This is a genomic window from Gryllotalpicola protaetiae, assembly GCF_003627055.1.
Lineage (GTDB): Bacteria > Actinomycetota > Actinomycetes > Actinomycetales > Microbacteriaceae > Gryllotalpicola > Gryllotalpicola protaetiae.
The window spans coordinates 91,713-113,577 of the sequence record NZ_CP032624.1 but is presented as its reverse complement, the minus strand read 5'-3'; the positions used below and the strand labels follow the sequence as shown (position 1 = coordinate 113,577).

General features: G+C 69.7%; 20 protein-coding genes. 16 read left to right on the top strand and 4 right to left on the bottom strand.

Annotation, left to right across the window (positions count from 1 at the left end; genetic code table 11):
* Positions 1 to 95: 95 nt before the first annotated feature.
* Both D7I44_RS00595 and D7I44_RS00590 read right to left on the bottom strand, forming a co-directional pair.
* Positions 96 to 1,007, bottom strand: a complete 912-nt coding sequence (locus tag D7I44_RS00595) for a hypothetical protein (protein WP_162939978.1) — start codon at positions 1,005 to 1,007, stop codon at positions 96 to 98.
* Positions 1,008 to 1,214: 207 nt separating this feature from the next.
* Entirely contained in the window at positions 1,215 to 1,913 is a 699-nt protein-coding gene (locus tag D7I44_RS00590; RefSeq protein ID WP_120787706.1) for an alpha/beta fold hydrolase, read from the bottom strand.
* A 185-nt stretch (positions 1,914 to 2,098) separates the two neighbouring features.
* Here D7I44_RS00590 and D7I44_RS00585 point away from each other — a divergent pair, with 185 nt between their 5' ends.
* The 7 genes from D7I44_RS00585 to D7I44_RS00555 all read left to right on the top strand — a co-directional run bounded on the left by D7I44_RS00585 (position 2,099) and on the right by D7I44_RS00555 (position 9,546).
* Positions 2,099 to 3,091: a TerC family protein gene (locus D7I44_RS00585; RefSeq protein WP_120787705.1), complete on the top strand. Its 993-nt coding sequence runs from the start codon at positions 2,099 to 2,101 to the stop codon at positions 3,089 to 3,091.
* A 182-nt stretch (positions 3,092 to 3,273) separates the two neighbouring features.
* On the top strand, positions 3,274 to 4,692 hold the full coding sequence (gene leuC, locus D7I44_RS00580) for a 3-isopropylmalate dehydratase large subunit (protein ID WP_120787704.1): 1,419 nt from the start codon (positions 3,274 to 3,276) through the stop codon (positions 4,690 to 4,692).
* Positions 4,692 to 5,291, top strand: coding sequence for a 3-isopropylmalate dehydratase small subunit (gene leuD / locus D7I44_RS00575; protein ID WP_120787703.1), 600 nt, complete (start codon positions 4,692 to 4,694; stop codon positions 5,289 to 5,291). Before leuC ends, leuD begins: the two co-directional genes overlap by 1 nt.
* An 11-nt stretch (positions 5,292 to 5,302) precedes the next feature.
* Positions 5,303 to 6,670: a UDP-N-acetylglucosamine 1-carboxyvinyltransferase gene (murA, locus tag D7I44_RS00570; protein WP_120787702.1), complete on the top strand. Its 1,368-nt coding sequence runs from the start codon at positions 5,303 to 5,305 to the stop codon at positions 6,668 to 6,670.
* Between the two features lie 3 nt (positions 6,671 to 6,673).
* Positions 6,674 to 7,429 carry a lysophospholipid acyltransferase family protein gene (locus D7I44_RS00565; protein WP_245979846.1) on the top strand — a complete coding sequence of 252 codons (756 nt, stop codon included), beginning with the start codon at positions 6,674 to 6,676 and terminating at the stop codon, positions 7,427 to 7,429.
* 1 nt (position 7,430) lies between these two features.
* A complete protein-coding gene (locus tag D7I44_RS00560; RefSeq protein ID WP_245979845.1) occupies positions 7,431 to 8,558 on the top strand; it encodes an NAD(P)H-dependent glycerol-3-phosphate dehydrogenase in 1,128 nt (375 codons plus the stop codon).
* A complete protein-coding gene (locus D7I44_RS00555) occupies positions 8,455 to 9,546 on the top strand; it encodes a D-alanine--D-alanine ligase family protein (protein WP_120787701.1) in 1,092 nt (363 codons plus the stop codon). The genes D7I44_RS00560 and D7I44_RS00555 overlap by 104 nt, the downstream gene beginning before the upstream one ends.
* Before the next feature lie 3 nt (positions 9,547 to 9,549).
* Here the strand turns inward: D7I44_RS00555 and D7I44_RS00550 are convergent, their stop codons facing one another.
* Entirely contained in the window at positions 9,550 to 10,044 is a 495-nt protein-coding gene (locus D7I44_RS00550) for a DUF3515 family protein (protein WP_120787700.1), read from the bottom strand.
* A 27-nt stretch (positions 10,045 to 10,071) separates the two neighbouring features.
* On the opposite strand from D7I44_RS00550, the gene thiL reads away from it, so the two are divergent.
* Both thiL and D7I44_RS00540 read left to right on the top strand, forming a co-directional pair.
* The gene (gene thiL / locus D7I44_RS00545) at positions 10,072 to 11,016 is read left to right on the top strand and encodes a thiamine-phosphate kinase (RefSeq protein ID WP_120787699.1); all 945 of its coding nucleotides are present in this window, start codon (positions 10,072 to 10,074) and stop codon (positions 11,014 to 11,016) included.
* Between the two features lie 191 nt (positions 11,017 to 11,207).
* Entirely contained in the window at positions 11,208 to 12,995 is a 1,788-nt protein-coding gene (locus D7I44_RS00540; RefSeq protein WP_120787698.1) for a helicase HerA-like domain-containing protein, read from the top strand.
* A 165-nt stretch (positions 12,996 to 13,160) separates the two neighbouring features.
* On the opposite strand, the gene rsmD is transcribed toward D7I44_RS00540, so the two are convergent.
* Positions 13,161 to 13,730: a 16S rRNA (guanine(966)-N(2))-methyltransferase RsmD gene (gene rsmD / locus D7I44_RS00535; protein ID WP_120787697.1), complete on the bottom strand. Its 570-nt coding sequence runs from the start codon at positions 13,728 to 13,730 to the stop codon at positions 13,161 to 13,163.
* A 59-nt stretch (positions 13,731 to 13,789) separates the two neighbouring features.
* On the opposite strand from rsmD, the gene D7I44_RS00530 reads away from it, so the two are divergent.
* From D7I44_RS00530 to rpmF, 7 genes are read left to right on the top strand one after another with little or no spacing between them, the layout of a single operon-like run.
* On the top strand, positions 13,790 to 15,982 hold the full coding sequence (locus D7I44_RS00530; RefSeq protein WP_120787696.1) for an ATP-dependent DNA helicase RecG: 2,193 nt from the start codon (positions 13,790 to 13,792) through the stop codon (positions 15,980 to 15,982).
* Between the two features lie 42 nt (positions 15,983 to 16,024).
* Positions 16,025 to 16,510 carry a pantetheine-phosphate adenylyltransferase gene (gene coaD, locus D7I44_RS00525; RefSeq protein ID WP_120787695.1) on the top strand — a complete coding sequence of 162 codons (486 nt, stop codon included), beginning with the start codon at positions 16,025 to 16,027 and terminating at the stop codon, positions 16,508 to 16,510.
* Positions 16,507 to 17,514 carry an AAA family ATPase gene (locus tag D7I44_RS00520; RefSeq protein WP_120787694.1) on the top strand — a complete coding sequence of 336 codons (1,008 nt, stop codon included), beginning with the start codon at positions 16,507 to 16,509 and terminating at the stop codon, positions 17,512 to 17,514. The genes coaD and D7I44_RS00520 overlap by 4 nt, the downstream gene beginning before the upstream one ends.
* A 7-nt stretch (positions 17,515 to 17,521) precedes the next feature.
* Positions 17,522 to 18,793: a DUF58 domain-containing protein gene (locus tag D7I44_RS00515; RefSeq protein ID WP_120787693.1), complete on the top strand. Its 1,272-nt coding sequence runs from the start codon at positions 17,522 to 17,524 to the stop codon at positions 18,791 to 18,793.
* The gene (locus D7I44_RS00510) at positions 18,786 to 21,092 is read left to right on the top strand and encodes a transglutaminase TgpA family protein (protein WP_162939977.1); all 2,307 of its coding nucleotides are present in this window, start codon (positions 18,786 to 18,788) and stop codon (positions 21,090 to 21,092) included. The genes D7I44_RS00515 and D7I44_RS00510 overlap by 8 nt, the downstream gene beginning before the upstream one ends.
* The gene (locus tag D7I44_RS00505; RefSeq protein ID WP_120787691.1) at positions 21,089 to 21,649 is read left to right on the top strand and encodes a YceD family protein; all 561 of its coding nucleotides are present in this window, start codon (positions 21,089 to 21,091) and stop codon (positions 21,647 to 21,649) included. The genes D7I44_RS00510 and D7I44_RS00505 overlap by 4 nt, the downstream gene beginning before the upstream one ends.
* Before the next feature lie 2 nt (positions 21,650 to 21,651).
* Positions 21,652 to 21,855 carry a 50S ribosomal protein L32 gene (rpmF, locus tag D7I44_RS00500; RefSeq protein WP_120787690.1) on the top strand — a complete coding sequence of 68 codons (204 nt, stop codon included), beginning with the start codon at positions 21,652 to 21,654 and terminating at the stop codon, positions 21,853 to 21,855.
* The last annotated feature ends 10 nt before the right edge of the window (positions 21,856 to 21,865 follow it).

The window sequence follows — 21,865 nt, the reverse complement described above, 5'->3', positions numbered from 1 at the left end:
TGCCCGCGCCTTCGCGCATCCTTCGCCGAGAAGTGCCGCGATGTCGTCAGCCTCGAGTTGAGACGACATCGCGGCACTTCTCGATGTGGCATCCGTCACCGGCGCCAGCCGCGCAGCGCGAGCGCGTCGCCGACCATGCGCTCGACGTCGGCCGCGGTGTGGTGCTTGCGGATCCTGATGATCGACCACCCGAGAAGAACCAGCTTGTTATAGCGGTCGACGTCGATGACGGACCACGGGTCGTTGTGCCATCGCTCGCCCTCGTACTCGATGACGATCTTGAGCTTCTCGTAGACGAGGTCGCCGATCGCGACGAGCTTCCCATCCGGGCCGTCGATGCGGCGGTTGCTGCTCGGCTCCGGCAGACCGGCCCGCGCAATGACGAGGCGAACCCAGGTCTCACGAGGGGACCATACGTCTTCCCTCATCTGCGGAATCGCGTCCCGCAGCGTGCGTGCGCCACGCCCCGAGCCGTGCGCGGCAGCGGCGGACTCGAGGTGGCGCCGCGTCGCGAGCAGGTACGGCTTGTCCGCAAGCATCCGGTCGCCCGCCGCGATCAGCTCGTCGAGTTCGAGAACGGATGCCAGCTCGCACAGCACTTCGCAGGCGACTCGGACCCGCTTCCCGTTGAACCATGTCGTCTCGGCGGACTTCGCGGTGTGCCCGATGACGAACCGGCCGCGCGGGGCGAATGCGGACACCGCGGTGACGTGGACCTTCAGCTGCTCGAGCCGAGGCGGCAGAGGGACTCCCATGATGCGTGCGGCGGTCGGCCCGCTGAAGAACCACCCGCGTGGCATCTGCTTCTGGTACGCGTCGCACAGAATCGTGAACTGCTCTTCAGGACTCGCCTTCTCCAGCAGGGCTCGCGGCACCCTGACCCCGCGAAACGGCTGAGCGAGATCCGATGACCTGACGCGTCCCTGCGTCAGCTGGGCACCCCTCGCGTCGGCGACGGTGAACGGGGCTACGGCGAGGTGTTCGGGCAGCGGCTCTGGACGACTCATGCCGCGAGTGTGGCGGGTCCTCAGACGGTCGGGTTCGGACGCCCGCTCTGAACAGTGGAGAAGTACCAGAAGGTCAGCCCTGTGCTGGGGAAGAGATGTCTTCGGCGGCCACCACGCACGCCGCCGTGCCACGGCGAGAAGTGCCAGGTTGTCGTCAGCCGATGCCGCAAGCGACATCGCGGCACTTCTCGCCGCGTGGCAGCCCGCCTACTCCGCCAGCGCGGCCGCGATCGCCTCGCCGAGCTCGACCGGCTTCGTGAGCTGAGGCCAGTGGCCCGTGTCGATGTCGACCCACGTGACGTCACGGAACTGCGCGAGCTCCGCCATCCACGGGTGGCCCTCGTCAAGAAGCGGGCGGTACGCCGCTGTGGGGAACGACGTGCAGATCATCGTCAGGGGAACGTCGTGCCGGTGGTCGTCGCGCAATTCGACGGCTGCGGTCGCAACCCCCGTCGGCTCGGGAACGGCCTCCGCGCGGAACTGCTCGCGCAGCTCCGGCGTGAGCCCCGCGAGCTCCGCCTCGCCGAACGCCGACCAGTCCGGCAGCGGAACGTCGTCGCCTTCGGCCGGGTACTCGGGCTCCATCGGGCCGCGCTCGGGCACGGGGAACGTGTCGACCTCGACGACGCGGGTGACACGGCCCGGGCGGGCGTCGAGCGCCCCGTTCGCGACGGCGCTCGCGCCGGAGTGCGCGACGAGGGCGACCGGCCCCCGGCATCCGTCGATCTCGTCGATGACCGCGTCGATCTGCGTCTGCAGTGTCACGCCGGACCGCGACGAGGCGACCGACTCGAGCCCGGGCAGGGTGAGCGGATGAACCGAGTGACCGGCCCTCGCCACGATCGGGGCGACCTCGCTCCATGAGGAACCGCCGAGCCAGTAACCGGGAAGCATGATGACGTCCATGCGCCCACGGTAGGCGCGACCACCGACTTCGCATATCCTGAACCGGTCGAAGGGGAGTATCCCTAGGCGTCGCGTTCGTCATCACGGGCCGTGCGGAAGCACAGCAGCCCCGGGCGCGGCGGCGGCCGGCCATCAGCCGCGGGAGAGACTTTCGGAGCCGTTTCAACGACCCCGGAAGGCCTCGCATGCACCTCGAATTCCCGCTCTGGTTCGAGTTCGGCTCCTACGCCGTGCTCTTCCTCATCCTCATCGGCGACCTGGTGCTCGCCTACAAGCGCCCGCACGTGCCGACCCCGCGCGAGAGCGGACTCTGGATCGGCTTCTACATCGCGCTCGCCCTGCTCTTCGCCGGCGCCATCTACCTGGTCGGCGGCGGTGAGCCGACCGGCCAGTTCCTCGCGGGCTGGCTCACCGAGTACTCGCTCTCGGTCGACAACCTCTTCGTGTTCGTGCTCATCATGAGCCGGTTCGCAGTGCCTCCGAAGTATCAGCAGGAAGCCCTGATGGTCGGCATCATCTTCGCGCTCGTCTTCCGCGGCGTGTTCATCGTGCTGGGTGCAAGCCTGATCGCGGCGTTCAGCTGGATCTTCTACTTCTTCGGCGCGTTCCTGCTCTACACGGCGATCAAGCAGGCGTTCCAGAAAGAAGACGACGGCGACGGCACGGGGGATGCCGAGGGGCCCGTCGCCCGCTATCTGAAGCACCACCTGCGCATCGGAAACGAGTTCAACGGGAACAAGCTGCACACCGTGATCGACGGCCGGCGGGTGCTCACGCCACTCGTGCTCGTGTTCATCTCGCTCGGCACGACCGACCTGCTGTTCGCCCTCGACTCGATCCCGGCGATCTTCGGAATCACCCGCAGCCCGTTCCTCGTGTTCTCGGCCAACGTGTTCGCGCTGATGGGCCTCAGGCAGCTGTACTTCCTGCTCGGGCACCTGCTCTCGAAGCTCGAATATCTCAAGTACGGCATCGCCGTCATCCTCGCGTTCATCGGCGTGAAGCTCGTCTTCGAGGCGATGCACCAGAACGAGGTGCCGTTCATCAACGGCGGCCACGGCATCGAGTGGGCGCCGGAGTTCTCGACGCTGACCTCGCTCGCCGTCATCGTCGTGACCATGGGACTCGCCACCGCGGCGAGCCTCGTGCGCTTGCGGCTGACGCGCGACCGGGGGTGATAGCCTCACAACATGCCGGCTGCGCAGCTCCTACTCCTTGAGCGCCGCCGCTTCGGCGGCGCGTATGGCGCAGCCCAGGCGGCCCGCCTTAGCTGCCGCGACGGGGCTTAGTTCTTTAGGCCTTCCCGTCGCGGAGTCTTGTCTTGGGCTGAACCCGCAGGAACCAAGGAGCAACGAAGCAAATGAGCAACCCCAAAACGCTGGCTGAGAAGGTCTGGGACGACCATCTGGTTGTCAAGGGTGACAACGGCGAGCCGGACCTGATCTACATCGACCTGCACCTCGTGCACGAGGTCACCAGCCCGCAGGCCTTCGATGGCCTGCGCCAGGCCGGGCGACCCGTCCGTCGCCTCGATCTGACGATTGCGACGGAGGACCACAACACCCCGACCCTGGCGATCGACAAGCCGATCGCCGATCTGACGAGCCGCACGCAGATCGAGACGCTGCGCAGGAACGCCGAGGAGTTCGGGGTGCGCCTGCACTCGCTGGGCGACCTCGAGCAGGGCATCGTGCACGTCGTCGGCCCGCAGCTCGGCCTCACCATGCCGGGCATCACGGTCGTCTGCGGTGACAGCCACACCTCGACCCACGGTGCGTTCGGCGCGATGGCGTTCGGCATCGGCACGAGCGAGGTCGAGCACGTGCTCGCCACTCAGACCCTGCCGCTGAAGTCGTTCAAGACGATGGCGATCAACGTCGAGGGCACGCTGCGCCCGGGCGTCACCGCGAAGGACATCATCCTCGCCGTGATCGCGAAGATCGGCACCGGCGGCGGCCAGGGCTACGTGCTCGAGTACCGCGGCAGCGCGATCCGCGCCCTCTCGATGGAGGGGCGCATGACCATCTGCAACATGTCGATCGAGGCGGGCGCCCGCGCCGGCATGGTCGCCCCCGACCAGACCACTTTCGACTACCTGAAGGGCCGCCCGCACGCGCCTCACGGCGCCGAGTGGGACGAGGCCGTCGCGTACTGGAAGACGCTCGCGACCGACGAGGGCGCGGTCTTCGACGCCGAGGTCGACATCGACGCCGACGCTCTCGAGCCGTTCGTCACCTGGGGCACGAACCCCGGCCAGGGCGTCTCGCTCTCGGCATCCGTGCCTGACCCGTCATCCATCGCCGACGCGAACGAGCGCGCCACCGCGCAGCGTGCGCTCGAATACATGGACCTCGCGGCCGGCACGCCGATGAAGGACATCAAGGTGGATGCCGTGTTCATGGGCTCCTGCACCAACAGCCGCATCGAGGACCTGCGGGCCTTCGCCTCCGTCGTGAAGGGCAAGAAGAAGGCGGACGGCGTGCGCGTAATGGTCGTCCCCGGTTCGGCGCGCGTGCGCATCGAGGCAGAGGCCGAGGGCCTCGACAAGGTGTTCGAGGAGTTCGGGGCCGAGTGGCGCTTCGCCGGCTGCTCGATGTGCCTCGGAATGAACCCCGACCAGCTCGCCCCCGGCGAGCGCTGCGCGTCGACCAGCAACCGCAACTTCGAGGGCCGCCAGGGCAAGGGCGGCCGCACGCACCTGGTCTCGCCGGTGGTCGCAGCCGCAACCGCCATCAGAGGCACCCTGTCGAGCCCCTGGGACCTGGAGGAGTCGAAGTAATGGAGAAGCTGACCACGGTGACGGGTGTCGCCGCGCCGCTGAAGCGGTCGAACGTCGACACCGACCAGATCATCCCGGCGGTGTTCCTGAAGCGCGTCACGAAGACGGGCTTCGAGGACGCATTGTTCTACTCGTGGCGCCAGGACCCCGCGTTCGTGCTCAACCAGGCGCCGTTCCAGGGCGCCCAGATCCTCGTGGCCGGCCCGGACTTCGGCACGGGCTCGTCGCGCGAGCACGCCGTGTGGGCGCTGCGCGACTTCGGATTCAAGGTGGTGCTGAGCCCTCGGTTCGGTGACATCTTCCGGGGCAACTCGGGCAAGCAAGGCCTGCTGACCGGCGTCGTCGCCGAGGCCGACATCGAGAAGCTGTGGGCGGTCATCGACGCCGAGCCCGGGGTGGAGCTGACCGTCGACCTCGAGACACGCGAGGTGCGCGCGGGCGACCTGACCGTCGCTTTCGACATCGACGATTACACTCGGTGGCGCCTCATGGAGGGGCTCGACGACATCGGGCTGACCCTGAGAAACGAGGCCAAGATCACCGAGTTCGAGGCCCGCCGTGAGGCATGGCGTCCGAAGACTCTCCCCGTGAAGGCCTAACAGGAGGTCACGTGAACACACTCCTCGAAGACGCGCAGGCAGCCGGTGCAAGTGTGGGTCTGACCGCAGATCGCATCACGCTCCAGGGCGGCAAACCGCTCGTCGGGCGCATCGAGCTCAAGGGTGCGAAGAACCTCGTCACCAAGGCGATGGTCGCGTCGCTGCTCGGCGAGACGCCGAGCGAGCTGCGCAGCGTCCCTGAGATCAGCGACGTGCGGGTCGTGAAGGGCCTGCTCGAGGTGCACGGCGTCAAGGTCTCGGCCGTCGGCGACGACACGCTGCTGCTGGATCCCGCCAACGTCGAGAGCGCGCACTTCGAGGTCATCGACGCCTACGCGGGCTCGAGCCGCATCCCGATCCTGTTCTGCGGGCCCCTGCTGCACCGCCTGGGTGAGGCGTTCATCCCCGACCTGGGCGGGTGCCGCATCGGCGACCGCCCGATCGACTTCCACCTCGAGAGCCTGCGCCGCTTCGGCGCTGTGGTCGACAAGCAGCCGCAGGGCATCCGCCTGACGGCCCCCAACGGTCTCAAGGGCGCGAAGATCGAGCTCGCCTACCCGAGCGTCGGCGCCACCGAGCAGGTGCTGCTGACGGCGGTGCGCGCGGAGGGCACGACCGAGCTGCGCGGCGCTGCCGTCGAGCCCGAGATCATGGACCTCATCAACATCCTGCAGAAGATGGGCGCCATCATCTCGGTCGACACTGACCGCGTCATCCGCATCGAGGGCGTCGAGCGGCTCGAGGGCTTCAAGCACACGGCGCTGTTCGACCGGAACGAGGCGGCCAGCTGGGCGGCTGCGGCGCTCGCGACCAACGGCGACATCTTCGTCGGCGGCGCGCGCCAGTCCGAGATGCTGACGTTCCTCAACGTCTTCCGCAAGGTCGGCGGCGCGTTCGAGATCCAGGACGACGGCATCCGCTTCTACCACCCCGGCGGCAAGCTCAAGCCGGTCATCATCGAGACCGATGTCCACCCGGGCTTCATGACCGACTGGCAGCAGCCCCTCGTGGTGGCGCTCACCAAGGCCGAGGGCGTGTCGATCGTGCACGAGACCGTGTACGAGCAGCGCTTCGGGTTCACCGACGCGCTCGTCGACATGGGTGCGCACATCCAGCTGCACCGCGAATGCCTCGGCGGCGCGCAGTGCCGCTTCGGTCAGCGCAATTTCAACCACTCCGCGGTGATCGTCGGCCCGACCGAGTTGCACGGCGCCGACGTGGTCGTCCCGGACCTGCGCGGCGGCTTCAGCCACCTGATCGCGGCGCTGTCCGCAGAGGGCACGTCGACCGTGAGCAACGTCGGAATCATCGCCCGCGGCTACGAGAACTTCATCGAGAAGCTGCGCGCGCTCGGCGCCGACTTCGTGCTCGAGGCGTAGGGCGTGGCCCGCAAGGAGACCGGCCGGCCGACGATCTTCTGGCCGATGGCGTTCATCGCGTTCGCGGTGCTCGGCGGCAGCGTGAAGTTCCGCGTCGCGCACCCCGAGCGCATTCCAGCGCGGGGCGCCTACGTGATCGCGCCGAACCACTACAGCGAGATCGACCCTGTGATCGTCGGCATGATGGTGTTCCGGGCCGGGCGCAATCCGCGCTTCCTCGCCAAGTCGAGCCTCTTCAAGATCCCCGTGCTCGGCTGGTTCCTGCGCCGCAGCGGCCAGGTGCCGGTGGAGCGCACCGCCGCGGCCGCGGCGAAGGCCGCGTCGCCGCTCTCGGCGGCCGCGGAGCTCGTCGACAAGCAGGGCATCGTCATCGTCTACCCGGAGGGCACGCTGACCCGCGACCCCGACATGTGGCCGATGCGGGGAAAGACCGGAGCGGCGCGCATCGCACTCGAGCAGGGCATTCCGGTGATTCCGATCGCGCACTGGGGCACGCAGGCGCTGATGGCGCGCTACGGCAAGAAGATCAACTTCTTCCCGCGGCATCCGGTCGACTTCGCGGTGGGCGAGGCGGTCGATCTCTCAGAGTTCGAGGGCAGGCCGATCGATCAGCCGCTGTTGACGGCCGCGACCGAGAAGATCATGGCCGCGATCACGGCGCAGCTCGAGACGCTGCGCGGCGAGAAGGCGCCAGTGCGCCGCTGGGACCCGGCTGAGCAGGGCCAGTCCGAGACCGGCCGCTTCCACGAGCGGAGCTAGGGTGCCTCCGAAGAGACCCCTGCGCCGCGTGACCGTGTTCGGCGCCGGCAGCTGGGGGACCGCGTTCGCCAAGGTGCTCGCCGACGGCGGCGCCGAGGTGACCATCTGGGCTCGCCGGCCCGAGATCGCACGGGAGATCCGCGAGACGCACCGCAACACCCAGTACCTACGCGGCATCAATCTGCCCCGAACGATCACCGCGACGAGCAGCCTGCGCGACTCGCTGCGCGGGGCCGAGCAGCTCTACCTCGCGGTTCCGAGCCAGACGCTGCGCGACAACCTCAACGCACTGAAGCCGATGCTGCCGGCGGGGATCCCCGTCGTCAGCCTGATGAAGGGCATCGAGAAGGCGAGCAACGCCCGCATGAGCGAGGTCATCGCCGACGTGCTCGAGCTCGACGAAGAGCGCATCGCCGTGGCATCCGGCCCCAATCTCGCCCTAGAGATCGCGAAGGAGCAGCCGACCGCAGCGGTCGTCAGCTCCGTCAGCCTCGAGACCGCACAGGCCGTCGCGATGGCGGCGACCAACAGGTACTTCCGGTCGTTCGTCAACACCGACGTGGTCGGAACCGAGTTCGGCGGGGTGCTCAAGAACCTCATCGCGGTCGCGATCGGCATCGTCGACGGCGTCGGCTACGGCGAGAACACGAAAGCGTCGATCATCACGCGCGGGCTCGTCGAGATGACCGACTTCGCGGTCGCGCACGGCGGCCACCCCGACACGCTGTCGGGCCTCGCCGGCCTCGGCGACCTGATCGCGACCTGTCAGTCGCCGCTGTCGCGCAACAACACCGCGGGCCGGCTGCTGGGCCAGGGCTACGCCTTGCACGAGGTGGTGCGTCAGATGGACCAGACGGCAGAGGGGCTCGCGTCGGTCGCTCCGATCCTGTCGCTCGCGCGCGCCCGCGGGGTCGCGATGCCCATCGTCGAGCAGGTGCACCAGGTGCTCGCCGGTACCCTCAAACCGCAGGACATCGCCCCCCACCTGACCACCGACGAAACGCCCACGGGCGAAAGGACCACGGATGACCACGAAGCTCGCACTGGCTCTGCTCTTCGGCGGGCGCTCAAGCGAGCATTCGGTGTCGGTGGCGACGGCGGGCGGGGTCCTGGGGGCGCTCGACCCTGAGAAGTACGACATCGTCCCGGTCGGCATCACGCGCGACGGGGGCTACGTGCTCGGCTCGACCGACCCGGCGGACTACTTCATGGGCGAGGGGCGGATGCCCGAGGTCCGCGACGACGGCAGCCGGGTCGAGTGGCCGCGCGATGCGCGCTCGCACGCGCTGACCGTCACGTCGGCGTCGGGTGAGGTGCGCGAGGTGCGCATCGACGTCGTCTTCCCGATCCTCCATGGTCTCTGGGGCGAGGACGGCACGGTGCAGGGACTGCTTGAGCTCGTCGACCTGCCCGCCGTGGGCTCCGGCGTGCTCGCGAGTGCGCTCGGCATGGACAAGCACTTCATGAAGGTGGTCTTCACCCAGGCGGGGCTGCCGGTGGCGCCGTGGGCGACCGTCTCTCGGCGCGAATGGGCTGACGACCCGGCATCCGTGCATGCTGCTGCATCAGCGCTTGGCTACCCGGTGTTCGTGAAGCCCGCGCGCGCGGGTTCTAGCGTGGGTGTCGCGAAGGCGACGGATGCCTCAGGCCTCGCCGCTGCGATGGAGACCGCCCTCGCCGAGGACGTCAAGGTGCTCATCGAGCCGGCCGTCGTCGGCCGCGAGATCGAGATCGCAGTACTCGGTGGCGCGGGCGGAGCGAAGCCGCGCGCGTCGGTCGCGGGCGAGATCGTGCTGACCGGCCGTGAGTTCTACGACTTCGAGGGCAAGTACCTCGGCGGCGACGGCGTCGAGCTGCAGTGTCCCGCTGTGCTGTCTGGCGCCGAGCTCGCGGAGATGCAGGACCTCGCTGTGCGCGCGTTCGAGGCGATCGGCGCCGCGGGACTGTCGCGTGTCGACTTCTTCCTGACCGAAGCCGGTTGGGTGATCAACGAGATCAACACCATGCCCGGCTTCACGCCGATCTCGATGTACCCGAAGTGCTGGGAGGCATCCGGCCTGCCCTACCCGGCCCTCATCGACGAGCTGGTCGCGCTCGCCCTCGACGCGCGGGACTGACGGCTACGGCGCGTCGTCGGCGGCGATGCACTTGAGGTTCGTGCGCGGCAGCTGCGAGACCGCCTGCCCGAGGTCGGGCAGCACGTTGGCGTCGCTGACGCCGCCCTTGCCGTGCTGGATCGTGACCTCGACGGCCGGGCTGCGACCGAAGGTGACGTAGGTGAGCACCTTGTCGTCAGGGTCGTTCGTCAGCACCCAGTCGACCGCGTCCTGCCCGCTGCCGACGGTGATGCACGGCTTCGTCGTGGGGCCGAGCGGGGTCACGCCGCAGCGCAGCTGCACCTTCACGGGGCTGCCCCAGGCGCTGGTCGCCTGCGCGTTCGTGTAGTCCTTCGCCTGCCCGGCGACGGTGTCGGGCAGGATCACCGTCACCGATGCGCACTTCGGGTTGTTGGCATGCGGCGCGGCGTTGAGCGCGACGGTCGGCGTACAGCCGGCGAGCAGGGCGGCGAAGGCGATTGCGGCCACGGCTGCGGCGGCGACACGAAGGCGGGACATCTCGCTCGCAACGCTAGCGTGGACCCTATGGCGGAAGCTGAGCGGCCCACCCTGGCCGAGGTGGGTGAGATCGCGGTCCTCGCTCGCATCTTCCCCAGACTGCCCGAAGCGGATGCCGCGCTGCTCGGCCCCGGCGACGATGCCGCGGTCTTGGCCGCGCCCGATGGGCGCTACGTCGTGACGACCGACATGCTCGTGCACGGCCCTGACTTCCGCTGGGAGTTCTCGACGCCCGAGGACCTCGGCTGGAAGGCTGCGGCAACGAACCTGTCCGATGTCGCGGCGATGGGTGCCCGGCCGACGGCGTTGGTCGTCGGGCTTGCGGCGCCGTCGTCGACGCCGGTCGACGTGCTCGAGTCGTTCGCCGACGGGCTGCGTCTTGCGTGCGCCGAGCTCGCGCCCGGGTGCGGCGTGGTCGGCGGGGACCTGTCGACCTCTGACGTGTTCACCGTCGCCGTCACCGCGTTCGGCGACCTCGAGGGGCGGCCCCCGGTGCGGCGCTCGGGTGCTCGCTCCGGCGACGTCGTCGCGGTGGCGGGCGAGCTCGGCGTCGCGGCGCGCGGCCTGCGGCTGCTGTTCGAGCACGGTCGCGTCGAGGCCCTGCGCATCGACGATCACGCGGTGAGACGCCAGTTGCGGCCGGTACCCCCGATAGCGCTCGGCACGGCCGCCGCCGAGGCCGGCGCTTCCGCGATGATGGACCTCAGCGACGGGCTCGTGCTCGACGCGCGACGCCTGGCGCAGGCATCCGTCGTCGATCTCGAACTCGATCCTCTCGATGACGACCAGGCGCGCGGGGGCGAAGACCACTCGCTGCTCGCGACGTTCTCGGCGGGCGCCGAGCTGCCCGACGGATTCCGCAGCATTGGCGTCGTCGCGCCGGGTACGGGCCGTGTGCGCATCGGCGGTCGCGAGTTCGTCGGGCTCGGCGGATGGGACCCCTACGAGCAGTGGGACGGCCGGCTCTCCTAGCTGCGGCATCGGATTCGTCACCATTCGCACGATTTGTCACTCCGGTTCTCGATTTCCGGGTGACGAATCGTGCGTCGCACCGCCCAGCGAAAGCGTGAAGCGCGGTCACGGGCGATGGCCGGAACGAACCGTCGGCGCATCTTGAATCCCGTGTCCTGACGCCGGACACGCCGGCGCAATATGCTCTGGCCATGACCGATCCGGGGGACCTGCAGAAGCAGGCGGAGGAACTTCAGAGGCAAGCAGAAGAGGCCGTGCGCAAGGCGCAGGAGGCGGCTGCCGCAGCGCAGGCAGCCGCCGCGGCGGCCGCGGCTCAGGCGTCACCCGCCGCAGCGGCCGCACCGGCAGCGGCGGCAGCGGCCGGGGAAGCGGCCGTGGCGGAAGCACCGACCACCCCGGGCCCGCTCGGCCAGCCCGACGTCGAGAAGGTCAAGGCGGGCTACGGCTTCACCGACACGAGCCTCGAGCTCGGCGCGCTGCTCAACGGGGTGCCGCTGCCCGACGCGCAGATCCGCATCCCGCTCGGAATGCTGAACCGCCACGGACTGATCGCGGGGGCGACCGGCACGGGGAAGACGCGCACGCTGCAGGCGATCGTCGAGCAGCTCTCGGCCAACGGGGTCAGCGTGTTCGCGGCCGACATCAAGGGCGACCTGTCGGGCATCCTCGTCGACGGCGAGTCGAGTGACAAGCTGCTCGCCCGCACCACGGCGATCGGGCAGGACTGGAGCCCCGCGCACTTCCCGACCGAGGTGTACTCGCTCGGCGGCAAGGGGAAGGGCGTGCCGATCCGTGCGACGATCGCCGGCTTCGGGCCGCTGCTGCTCGCCCGCGTGCTCGGCCTCAACGAGGTGCAGGAATCGAGCCTCGGCCTGGTCTTCCACTACGCGGAGGAGAAGGGCCTCGCCCTGCTCGACCTCGAAGACCTGCGCGCCGTGCTGCAATACCTGACGAGCGCAGACGGCAAAGCCGAGCTCGCCGGCATCGGCGGCATCTCGCCGGCGACGGCTGGCGTCATCCTGCGGGAGTTGGTCACGTTCGCGGCGACCGGGGCCGAGGCGTTCTTCGGCGAGCCCGAGATCGACACGAACGAGTTCCTGCGGCAGGCATCCGACGGCCGTGGCATCGTCAGCCTGCTCGAGGTGCCGGGCGTCGCCGATCAGCCGCAGCTCTATTCCACCTTCCTGATGTGGCTGCTCGCCGACCTCTACAACGCGCTGCCCGAGGTGGGCGACGCGCCGAAGCCGAAGCTGGTCTTCTTCCTCGACGAGGCGCACCTCTTGTTCACGGATGCCAGCAAGGAGTTCATCACCCAGATCACGCAGACCGTGCGGCTCATCCGCTCGAAGGGCGTCGGCGTGTTCTTCATCACGCAGTCCCCGAAAGATGTGCACGAAGACGTGCTCGCGCAGCTCGGATCGCGGGTGCAGCACGCCCTGCGCGCGTTCACCCCCGACGACGCGAAGGCGCTGCGTGCGACGGTGTCGACCTATCCGAAGTCGGGCTACGACCTCGAAGAGGTCCTGACCTCGCTCGGCACGGGCGAGGCGATCGTGACCGTCATGAACGAGTCCGGCGCGCCGACGCCCGTCGCCTGGACGCGTATGCGCGCCCCGCAGTCCTCGATGACCACCGCACCGGATGCCGCGATCGACGGCGTCATCGCCGCGTCGCCGCTGTTGGCGAAGTACGGCACGCCGATCGACCGCGAGTCGGCAGGCGAGATCCTGACGGCGAAGCTGAACGCGGCGGCCGAGAGGGCGCAGACCGAGGCCGATGCGAAGGCGCGGGCGAAGCAGCAGGCGACGGATGCCAAGGCGAGCGCCGCCGCTCAGAAGGAATCCGCCCGTCAGCAGAAGGCGCGCCAGACGCAGGCCGAGCAGATCGGCAAGACGGCCGTGAAGGTGCTGACGTCGCGCACCACACAGACGGTCCTGAAGGGCGTTCTCGACGGCATCTTCGGCACGCGGCGGCGGTAGTTCAGCGGTCCGCGCTGTGTGCTCGCCCCGCGCTGTGCGTGTTGCCGCGCCTCACCGAGACGTGCCGAAATGTCGTGACGAAGCTCGGCTGAGCGCATTTCGGCACGTCTCGGCCGCGCTCAACCGGCGAAAGACGCCGCGCCGGTGACGTGGCGCGTCGCGACCTCAGCCATCTGAGCGCTCCGCGAACCAGATCGTCGTCTCGCCGTACTTCTTCGGCTTCGTCGGGGTGAGGCCCTTGGGCCACACGGGCTCGGGGGAGCGCGATGAGCGCTCGACGACGACCAGCGCCTCCGGCGCGAGCAGCGGCGCGACTGCTGCGAGATCGGCGGCGACGTCTGCGTCCGACACGTCATAGGGCGGGTCGCTGAACACCAGGTCGAACGAGCCCGCGGCCGACGCGAGGTACGAGGCGACGGCGCTCTGCATAACGACGACGGTCGAGGCATCCGCCCGCATCGCCGTGGTCACAAGCGCGGTGTTCGCCTTCGCGACACGGACGGCCGTCGGGTTCTTCTCGACCAGTACGACGAACCGGGCCCCGCGACTCGCGGCCTCGAGCCCGAGCGCTCCAGAGCCTGCATAGAGGTCGAGCACGCGCGCCCCGTCGAGAGCGTCGCGCGCCTCGAGCGCCGAGAACAACGCCTCCCGCACCCGATCGCTGCTGGGCCGCGTGCCGGCCTTGGGAACTCTGAGGGTCACGCGCCCGGCGGCGCCCGCGATGATCCGGGTCATATCCACAACCTACCGGCGCCTTCCCGGTGATGTCGTAGCTGTGTTCTAGACTCGCCATCATGGTCGGTCTCGACACCAAGCTCAGCGTCGTGATCGGGCCGCGCTCGGCAACCGCCTTCCAGAAGGCGTGGGGGCTCGTGACCGTCGCCGACCTGCTCAGCCAGTACCCGCGACGCTACGCGCATCGCGGCGAGCCCACTGCCCTCGACTCGCTGCCAGACGGCGAGGTCGCCACCGTCATCGCGACGGTGCTCAGGGTCACCAGCAAGGCGTTCAAGACGCGCCGGGGCACGATCCAGACAGTCACGATCGGTGATGGCCGCAGCGAGATGACGGCGACGTTCTTCAATCAGCCCTGGCGCGAGAACCAGCTGTCGAAGGGCGACCGGGGAATGTTCTCGGGGAAGGTGACCCGCTTCAGGGGCGAGGCGCAGCTCACGCATCCCGAGATCAAGCTGTTCAGTGAAGACGAAGACATGCCAGATCCAGAGGTCGACGTCGAGCGGGCGAGGCAGTGGGCGATCCAGCCGATCCCGGTCTACCCCGCGACGGCGTCGATCCAGAGCTGGAAGGTGGCAGAGGCGATCGCGCACACGCTCGAGGTGATCGACGACGACGAGGTGCTCGACCCCCTGCCAGAGGGTGCCCGCGCCGAGCACGGGCTGCTCGGCTACGTCGAGGCGCTGCGACTGATCCACACGCCCCAGACGGATGCCGACTGGCGGCGCGCCCGCGACACGCTCCGCTTCCACGAGGCGTTTGTGCTGCAGACCGCGCTGCTGCAGCAGCGCGCGGTGAGCCGCTCGGCGCACACTCTGCCGCGCACGGCGGTGCCCGGCGGTTACGCGGAGCGACTTGACGAGGCGCTTCCCTTCGAGCTCACGCCCGATCAGGGCCTCGTCGGCGCAGAGCTCGCGTTCGACCTGGCCCGCGACATCCCGATGAACCGGCTCGTGCAGGGCGAGGTCGGAAGCGGAAAGACCCTCGTCGCGGTGCGAGCGATGGCGACGGTCGCCGACTCGGGCGGCCAGTCGGCGCTGCTCGCCCCGACCGAGGTGCTCGCGGCACAGCACCTGCGATCCATCGTGCGCGCGCTCGGCCCCGACCTCTCCGCAGAGCTCATGCCGACGCTGCTCACCGGCCAGCTCACCACGGCCGAACGGAAGAAGGCGCTGCTGCGCATCGTCACCGGCCAGGCGCGCATCGTGGTCGGAACGCACGCGCTTCTCTCCGACGCCGTCGAGTTCTTCGACCTCGGGCTCGTCGTCGTCGACGAGCAGCACCGCTTCGGCGTCGAGCAGCGCGAGACGCTGCGCGCCAAAGGGAAGACACCGCCCCACCTGCTCGTGCTCACCGCGACCCCGATCCCGCGCACGGTGGCGATGACGGTGTTCGGCGACCTCGACATCTCGACGATCCACCAGCTGCCGCAGGGTCGCCAGGGCATCGAGAGCTTCGTCGTGCCACTCGCCGAGAAGCCCGACTGGTTCAACAACATCTGGAAGCGCGCCCGGCAAGAGGTCGATCAGGGCCGCCAGGTGTTCGTCGTGTGCCCGGCGATCAGCCCGAAAGACCTTGAGGAGGGTGACCGGTTCGAGAGCGACGACGCGGAAGAGGAAGCGGCGGCGCCCAAGCATCCGCTCGCCAATGTGGTCGACGTGCACGCCGCGCTCACGCAGCGCCCCGACCTCGCCGGTGTGCGCATCGGCATGCTGCACGGCCGCATGACGTCCGACGAGAAAGACGAGGTGATGGGCGCGTTCGGCCGCCGTGAGCTCGACCTGATCGTCGCGACCACCGTGATCGAGGTCGGCGTCGACGTCCCCAACGCGTCGGCCATGATCGTGCTCGACGCCGATCGCTTCGGGGTGAGCCAGCTGCACCAGCTGCGCGGCCGCGTCGGCCGGGGCAGCGTGCCCGGCGTCTGCCTCTTCGTCACCTACGCAGAGCTCGAGACGCTCGCCCGCGATCGGGTCGAGGCGGTCGCGGCCAACCATGACGGCTTCGAGCTCGCGCAGATCGACCTCGAGCTGCGGCGAGAGGGCGACGTGCTGGGCGCCCGGCAGTCGGGCGGCCGCTCGTCGCTGCGGCTGCTGCGGGTCGCGCTCGACGGCGAGGTCATCGCCCAGGCGCGGGCGGCCGCGGCGTCCGTCATCGAAGCCGACCCGACCCTGCGCGCGCACGCCCCGCTCAAAGAGGCGGTGGAACGACGGCTCGACGAGTCCGAGAAGCAGTTCCTCTCCAAAGGCTGAGTACCGCTCACAGGCGCCCTTGCCCGGTTAGGCTGAAACCCTATGAGCAGGCTCGCCGTCGTACCGGGCTCATTCGACCCGGTCACCCTGGGGCATCTCGACGTCATCGAACGCGCCGCGCGGCTCTTCGACAGCGTCCACGTGCTCGTCGTCCACAACCCTGAGAAGCCGGGCGGGCTGCTGAGCGCCGACGAGCGCGTCACCGCGATCGAGCAGGCCGTGGCGGATGCCGGGCTGACCGGCCACATCGAAGTGGCCCAGTGGTCGGCGGGGCTCCTCGCCGACTACTGCACCCAGGTGGGGGCGACCGCCCTCGTAAAGGGCCTCCGATCGCACACCGATCTGGTGTATGAGACTCCTATGGCCATCGTGAACGAGCACCTGGCGGGCGTCGAGACCGTCTTCGTGCTGCCCAAACCGCAGAACGCCCAGGTGTCGAGCACCCTGGTGCGCCAGGTCATCGGGCTCGGCGGGGACGTCAGCCCGTACGTGCCAGAGTCCGTCCTCCGCGCGGTGCGTGCGCGATGACGACGATCCCGACGCCGGCGGCGGCGCCCGAGCAGGCGGAGTCGATCGACACGACCGAGCTCGCCGAGGTCGCCGGGCACATCATCGAGAGCATCGAGCACGTCATCGACGGCAAACACGACCAGGTGGTCACCGCCCTCACTGTGCTGCTGGCCGAGGGGCACCTGCTCATCGAGGACGTCCCAGGCGTCGGCAAGACCATGCTCGCGCGATCGCTCGCCAAGGCGGTCGACGGCACGATCAGCCGCATCCAGTTCACCCCTGACCTGCTGCCGAGCGACGTGACGGGCGTCAGCGTCTTCAACCAGGCGACCCGCGAGTTCGAGTTCAAGCCGGGCTCGGTGTTCGCGAACATCGTCATCGGCGACGAGATCAACCGGGCGAGCCCGAAGACGCAGTCGGCGCTGCTCGAGGCGATGGAGGAGCGACAGGTCTCCGTCGACGGCGGCACCTACCGCCTCGCGCGCCCCTTCATCGTGGTCGCGACGCAGAACCCGGTCGAGATGGAGGGCACCTACGCACTGCCGGAGGCGCAGCGCGACCGGTTCATGGCACGCATCGCGATGGGCTACCCGGATGCCGCGAGCGAGGTCGAGATGCTGGGCGCGCGCGACACCGTCAACCCGATCGAGTCTCTCGAGCCCGTGGTCGGCCTCGACACCCTGCGGCAGATGATGGCAGGCGTGCGCGCCGTGTTCACCTCGGCCGCGGTCAAGCAGTACGCCGTCGCGATCGCTCGTGCGACGCGTGACGACCAGGACATCCGGCTGGGCGCGAGCCCCCGCGCCACCCTGCAGCTCGTTCGGGCTGCGAAGGCCCGAGCGGCGATCGCCGGGCGCGAGTTCGTGCTGCCCGACGACATCGACGAGCTCGCGGTGCCGGTGCTCGGCCACCGCCTGCTGCCGACGAGCCGCGCGCTCGGGAAGCAGCACGAGACGACGGCGCTCGTCGCCGAGGTCGTGCAGCGCATCGTGGCGGCGACACCCGTGCCGTCCGGCCGCTAGGCGCCGCATGGCCGTGCAGTCCCGCCCGATGCCGACACTGCGCGGCTGGTTCGTCGGCGCGTGCGGGGTCGCGCTGCTGGGCTCTGCGGGCTGGTTCGGCCGCGTCGACCTGCTGTTCGCCGGGTTGTTGCTCACGATCGCGCCGCTCGCGGCGATGATCGCGGTCGCCCTCGATCGCCCGTGGCTCACGGTGATCCGCACCTACTCGCCTGGCGCAGTGGCGGCGGGGGAGCAGGTGCAGGTCCGGCTCGACGTGCGCAACGTCTCTGCGCGCGCGACGTCTGCGATGTGGTGGGTCGACGAGCTTCCTGCGGGCTTCGCCGGGCCGTCCGCGCGCATGCTGGCCTCGCTCGCCGCCCGAGGCGGCGCAGGGGGTGCGCACGGCGCCGATGCCGTCACCCTGCGCTACACCGCTCGCACCCGCCGGCGCGGCGCCTACCTGCTCGGCCCGCTGCGCGTGATCCGCACCGACCCGTTCGGGCTCGCCCGCGGCGGCTACCTCGTCGGCGATTCGAAGATGCTGCTCGTGACGCCCCGCGTCAGCCTGCTGGGCCGGAGCAGCGCCGACGAGGCTCGCGGCGAGGGCACCGACCCCGAGCTCGTGCGGCACTCGATCCCGAGCACCGATGAGGTGATTCCGCGCGAGTACCGACCGGGCGACGCTCTGCGGCGCGTGCAGTGGCGCGCCACCGCCCGGCTCGATCGCCTGATGGTCCGGCAGGAGGAGCAGCTCAGCAACCCCGAGGCGTGGCTGCTGCTCGACACGCTCCGCGAGCATGCGGGCGACGACCTCGCCTTCGAGCGGGCGGTCGAGCTCGCGGCATCCGTCGCCTCGCACCTGCTCGGCCTCGGCTATCTCGTCGGCGTGCACGAGACCGGCGGCCGGCAGCTGAGCGGAAGCTATGAGCTGCCGGGCGGCGACCAGCTGCTCGTCGGCCAGCTCGCGGGTGTCGAGCAGACGCGCGGCAGCGGCGGCGATGTGACGGGCCGGCTCGCCGTGGCGCTTCGGGCAGGCCGTGCAGCGGCCCCGACGTTCCTTCTCCTGGTCGACGGCGACCCCGGGCTCTGGGCAGAGCTCGCCCCGCTGCGCCGCTACGCGTCTCCGGCGATCGCGTTCCTCATGACGCCGGCGGCGCGCACTGCGCGCGAGCAGCTCGAGCGTTCCGGCTGGGTGTGCGTCGACACCGATGCGAAGACGGATGCCGCGACCGCGTGGTCGCTCGCCATGGCGGCGCAGCTGCACGCGTCGCGCCGACTCGCGGGGGCGCGCGATGCTTGACCGCCGCCAGAGCCGTCTCACCGGGCCGCTCGTCGCGACCCGGGGGTCGTGGAACGTCTCGCTGGGTCTGTTCCTCGAGGTGATCGCGTGCAGCATCGCGCTCGTCGGGCTGATCCAGGGCGGCGGCTGGTGGTTCGCGCTCGTCGGCACCTCCGCGCTGCTGCTCGTGCTCTCCGCTGCACTGCGCAGCGTCGGGGTGCGGGCGTGGGCTGCGCTGATCGTCGACGTCGTGGTGTTCGGCCTGCTGATCCAGCTCGTCTATGTGCCACGCCAGGCCGTTCTCGGGCTGATCCCCACTCGCGAGTCGGTCCACGGCATCGGGCTGCTCTTCCAGGAGGCGGCGTTCGCGATCCAGAGCCAGCACACGCCGGCCGAGCCGCTGCCCGAGCTGATCTTCTTCGTCGTCGTGTTCGGCGGGGCCCTGACGATCCTGCTCGATCTGATCGCGGTCGTGCTGCGCATCCCCGCGGTGACGGCCGTTGTGGTCGGCGGCGTGCTCATCGTCCCGGCGATCCTGCAGCCGAGCGGCCTCAGCCTGATCGCCCTCGGCGGCGCCGCCGCCGCCTGGCTCGTCCTGCTGGCCGCAGACGGGCGCCTGCGCTTCGGGTCTCGCGGCGCGTCGACGGTGGCGCTCTCGGTCGGGGCGTCCGCCACCCTGATCGCGTTGATCATCGCAGCCACTGCGCCGGGCTTCGTCGAGCAGGGGCGCGTCGCACCGGCCGGCCCGGTGTCGGTCGGCGACACCGTCAACCCGCTCGTCGACCTCGGCGCCGACCTGCGGCGGCCGACCCCGGTCGACGTGCTGCAGTACACGACGGCCAGCACAACGCCCGAGTATCTGCAGCTGACCACACTCGACGACATCCGCGGCACCGACTGGGCGCACACGCCGGGGCACATCACCCCCCTGGCGGGTGGCACCGGGATCACCGGCACGCCGGGGCTCACCACCGACCTCGGCGGTTCGGCGCACACCGTCACGACGAAGATCAGCGTTCAGAACCTGCGCACCAGCTGGGTTCCCGCGCCCTACCCGGCCAGGAAGGTCGCCGGGCTGCAGGCGCAGAGCAACTTCCAGGACAACGATCTGACGATCTTCGCCCCCGGTGGCGTGCTGAGCGGACAGCACTACACGACGACGAGCCTCGACCTCGAGCCGACGCCCGCTCAGATCGCGTCTGCGGCGTCCCTCGGCGGCGAGGATCTGTCCGCGGTGCGGAGCGATCTCGAGCTGCCACGGGACGTCCCCTCGATCATCACCGACACCGCGAACGAGATCGCCGCGGGCGCCGCGTCGCCGAACGAGTTCGACATCGCGCTCGCGATCCAGCAGTACTTCCAGAGCTCGATCAACGACTTCACCTACTCGACGGACTCGCCCGACACGGTCGACGGTGCGAGCCTCGCCGTCATCGCGAAGTTCCTGCAGGTGCGCGAGGGGTACTGCGTGCACTTCGCCAGCGCGATGGCGGTGCTCGCCCGTGTGCTCGGCATCCCGAGCCGCATCGCGATCGGCTATCTGCCCGGCACGCCGGTCGGCGCCAAGGGGAAGCAGGTCACCTACCAGGTGGATTCCAGTGACCTGCACGCCTGGCCGCAGCTGTACTTCCCCGGCGTCGGCTGGCTGAACTTCGAGCCGACGGTGAGCCGCGGCGCCGCGCCGTCGTACACGCTGGCGACCACGCCGGACGGCTCGCCGACGAGCTCCCCGCAGCAGACCACCAGCGCGAGCGCCGCGCCGACGCCGACCCTCAGCCCCCGCGCTCTGCCGAACGAGCAGGCGGCGACGAGCACGAACGCCGTCGCGGCGCGCAACGGGGTGCAGCTCGAGCTCGGCATCCTGATTCTGCTGGCTGTCCTCGCCGCGCCGGGCCTCGCGCGCCTCATCCGCCGCCGCGGCCGCCTCACCAGACTGCGCGAGGAGGGTGCTCTGCCCGACGTCGCGTGGGCCGAGATCCGCGACACCGCGCAGGACCTCGGGTTCGCGGCGTCGCCGACCGAGACGCCGCGCGCGTTCGCCGAGCGGTTGCGCTCCGACTGGCATCCGGATGCCGCGCACCGGCGCGACCTCGACGACATCCTCGCCCAGGTCGAGCTCACCGAGTTCGGGCCGCCGCGTCCGTGGGGCCGTTACTTCGAGCTCGCGGACAAGACCGTCAGCGTCACCGCGGCGATGCGCGCGTCCCGCCACTGGACGACGCGGCTGATCGCGACGGTCGCCCCGCGCTCCCTGCTCACTGCCATCGGCGACCGCGGGCGGGCGGCGGTGCGCGCCTCGACGTATGATCGAAGGTTGTGAGCGCCGCCAAGAATCCCTACTCGGTCGCCGTCTTCGATCTTGTTCACCAGCCTGGGCAGAGCAAGGAGCTGGCGCTGGACTTCGCCGCCCCTGAGAAGCTGGGGGAGGGCATGATCGCCGTGCAGGCCGGCGCGCCGGTGCAGATCGACCTACGGCTCGAGGTGCTGCACGACGGCATCCTCGCCTCCGGCGAGGTCGACACGACCGCCGAAGGGCAGTGCGTGCGCTGCCTGACCGACGTGGCCGAGCGCGTCCAAGTCGATTTCCAAGAACTGTTCGCGTACACTAGCGACGAAGCTTTTGACTTCGAGGTTCACGACGACCACGTGGATCTTGAACCTCTGGTCAGGGATTCGGTGGTGCTGTCACTGCCATTCCAGCCGGTGTGTCGCCCCGACTGCCCTGGTCTCGACCCTGAGACCGGTGAGCGGTTGGCGGATCACCCGGACCGCGAGCCCCGTGAAAACACAGACCCCCGTTGGGCTGCGCTTGCGGATTTCCGAGCTTCCGAAGACACCGAAGCCGGCACCACCGGCACCGACACAGAAGAGAGATAGCCATGGCTGTTCCCAAGCGCAAGCAGTCGCGTTCCAACACGCGTAGCCGTCGCTCGCAGTGGAAGGCAGAGGTCCCCACGCTCGTCAAGACCGTCGAGAACGGCCGAGTGACCTACAGCCTCCCGCACCGCGCGAAGGTCGTCACCGACTCGCAGGGCACCGAGCTGTACCTGGAGTACAAGGGCCGCAAGGTCGCAGACGCGTAGTGCCCATTGA

What these genes read in the sequence shown, in the direction of transcription:
- rsmD (WP_120787697.1), bottom strand. Translation starts at nt 13,730, where the DNA reads ATGACCCGGATCATCGCGGGCGCCGCCGGGCGCGTGACCCTCAGAGTT.
- coaD (WP_120787695.1), top strand. Translation starts at nt 16,025, where the DNA reads ATGAGCAGGCTCGCCGTCGTACCGGGCTCATTCGACCCGGTCACCCTG.
- rpmF (WP_120787690.1), top strand. Translation starts at nt 21,652, where the DNA reads ATGGCTGTTCCCAAGCGCAAGCAGTCGCGTTCCAACACGCGTAGCCGT.
- leuD (WP_120787703.1), top strand. Translation starts at nt 4,692, where the DNA reads ATGGAGAAGCTGACCACGGTGACGGGTGTCGCCGCGCCGCTGAAGCGG.
- D7I44_RS00510 (WP_162939977.1), top strand. Translation starts at nt 18,786, where the DNA reads ATGCTTGACCGCCGCCAGAGCCGTCTCACCGGGCCGCTCGTCGCGACC.
- D7I44_RS00530 (WP_120787696.1), top strand. Translation starts at nt 13,790, where the DNA reads ATGGTCGGTCTCGACACCAAGCTCAGCGTCGTGATCGGGCCGCGCTCG.
- D7I44_RS00590 (WP_120787706.1), bottom strand. Translation starts at nt 1,913, where the DNA reads ATGGACGTCATCATGCTTCCCGGTTACTGGCTCGGCGGTTCCTCATGG.
- thiL (WP_120787699.1), top strand. Translation starts at nt 10,072, where the DNA reads ATGGCGGAAGCTGAGCGGCCCACCCTGGCCGAGGTGGGTGAGATCGCG.
- D7I44_RS00555 (WP_120787701.1), top strand. Translation starts at nt 8,455, where the DNA reads ATGACCACGAAGCTCGCACTGGCTCTGCTCTTCGGCGGGCGCTCAAGC.
- D7I44_RS00540 (WP_120787698.1), top strand. Translation starts at nt 11,208, where the DNA reads ATGACCGATCCGGGGGACCTGCAGAAGCAGGCGGAGGAACTTCAGAGG.
- D7I44_RS00550 (WP_120787700.1), bottom strand. Translation starts at nt 10,044, where the DNA reads ATGTCCCGCCTTCGTGTCGCCGCCGCAGCCGTGGCCGCAATCGCCTTC.
- leuC (WP_120787704.1), top strand. Translation starts at nt 3,274, where the DNA reads ATGAGCAACCCCAAAACGCTGGCTGAGAAGGTCTGGGACGACCATCTG.
- D7I44_RS00585 (WP_120787705.1), top strand. Translation starts at nt 2,099, where the DNA reads ATGCACCTCGAATTCCCGCTCTGGTTCGAGTTCGGCTCCTACGCCGTG.
- D7I44_RS00595 (WP_162939978.1), bottom strand. Translation starts at nt 1,007, where the DNA reads ATGAGTCGTCCAGAGCCGCTGCCCGAACACCTCGCCGTAGCCCCGTTC.
- D7I44_RS00515 (WP_120787693.1), top strand. Translation starts at nt 17,522, where the DNA reads ATGGCCGTGCAGTCCCGCCCGATGCCGACACTGCGCGGCTGGTTCGTC.
- D7I44_RS00520 (WP_120787694.1), top strand. Translation starts at nt 16,507, where the DNA reads ATGACGACGATCCCGACGCCGGCGGCGGCGCCCGAGCAGGCGGAGTCG.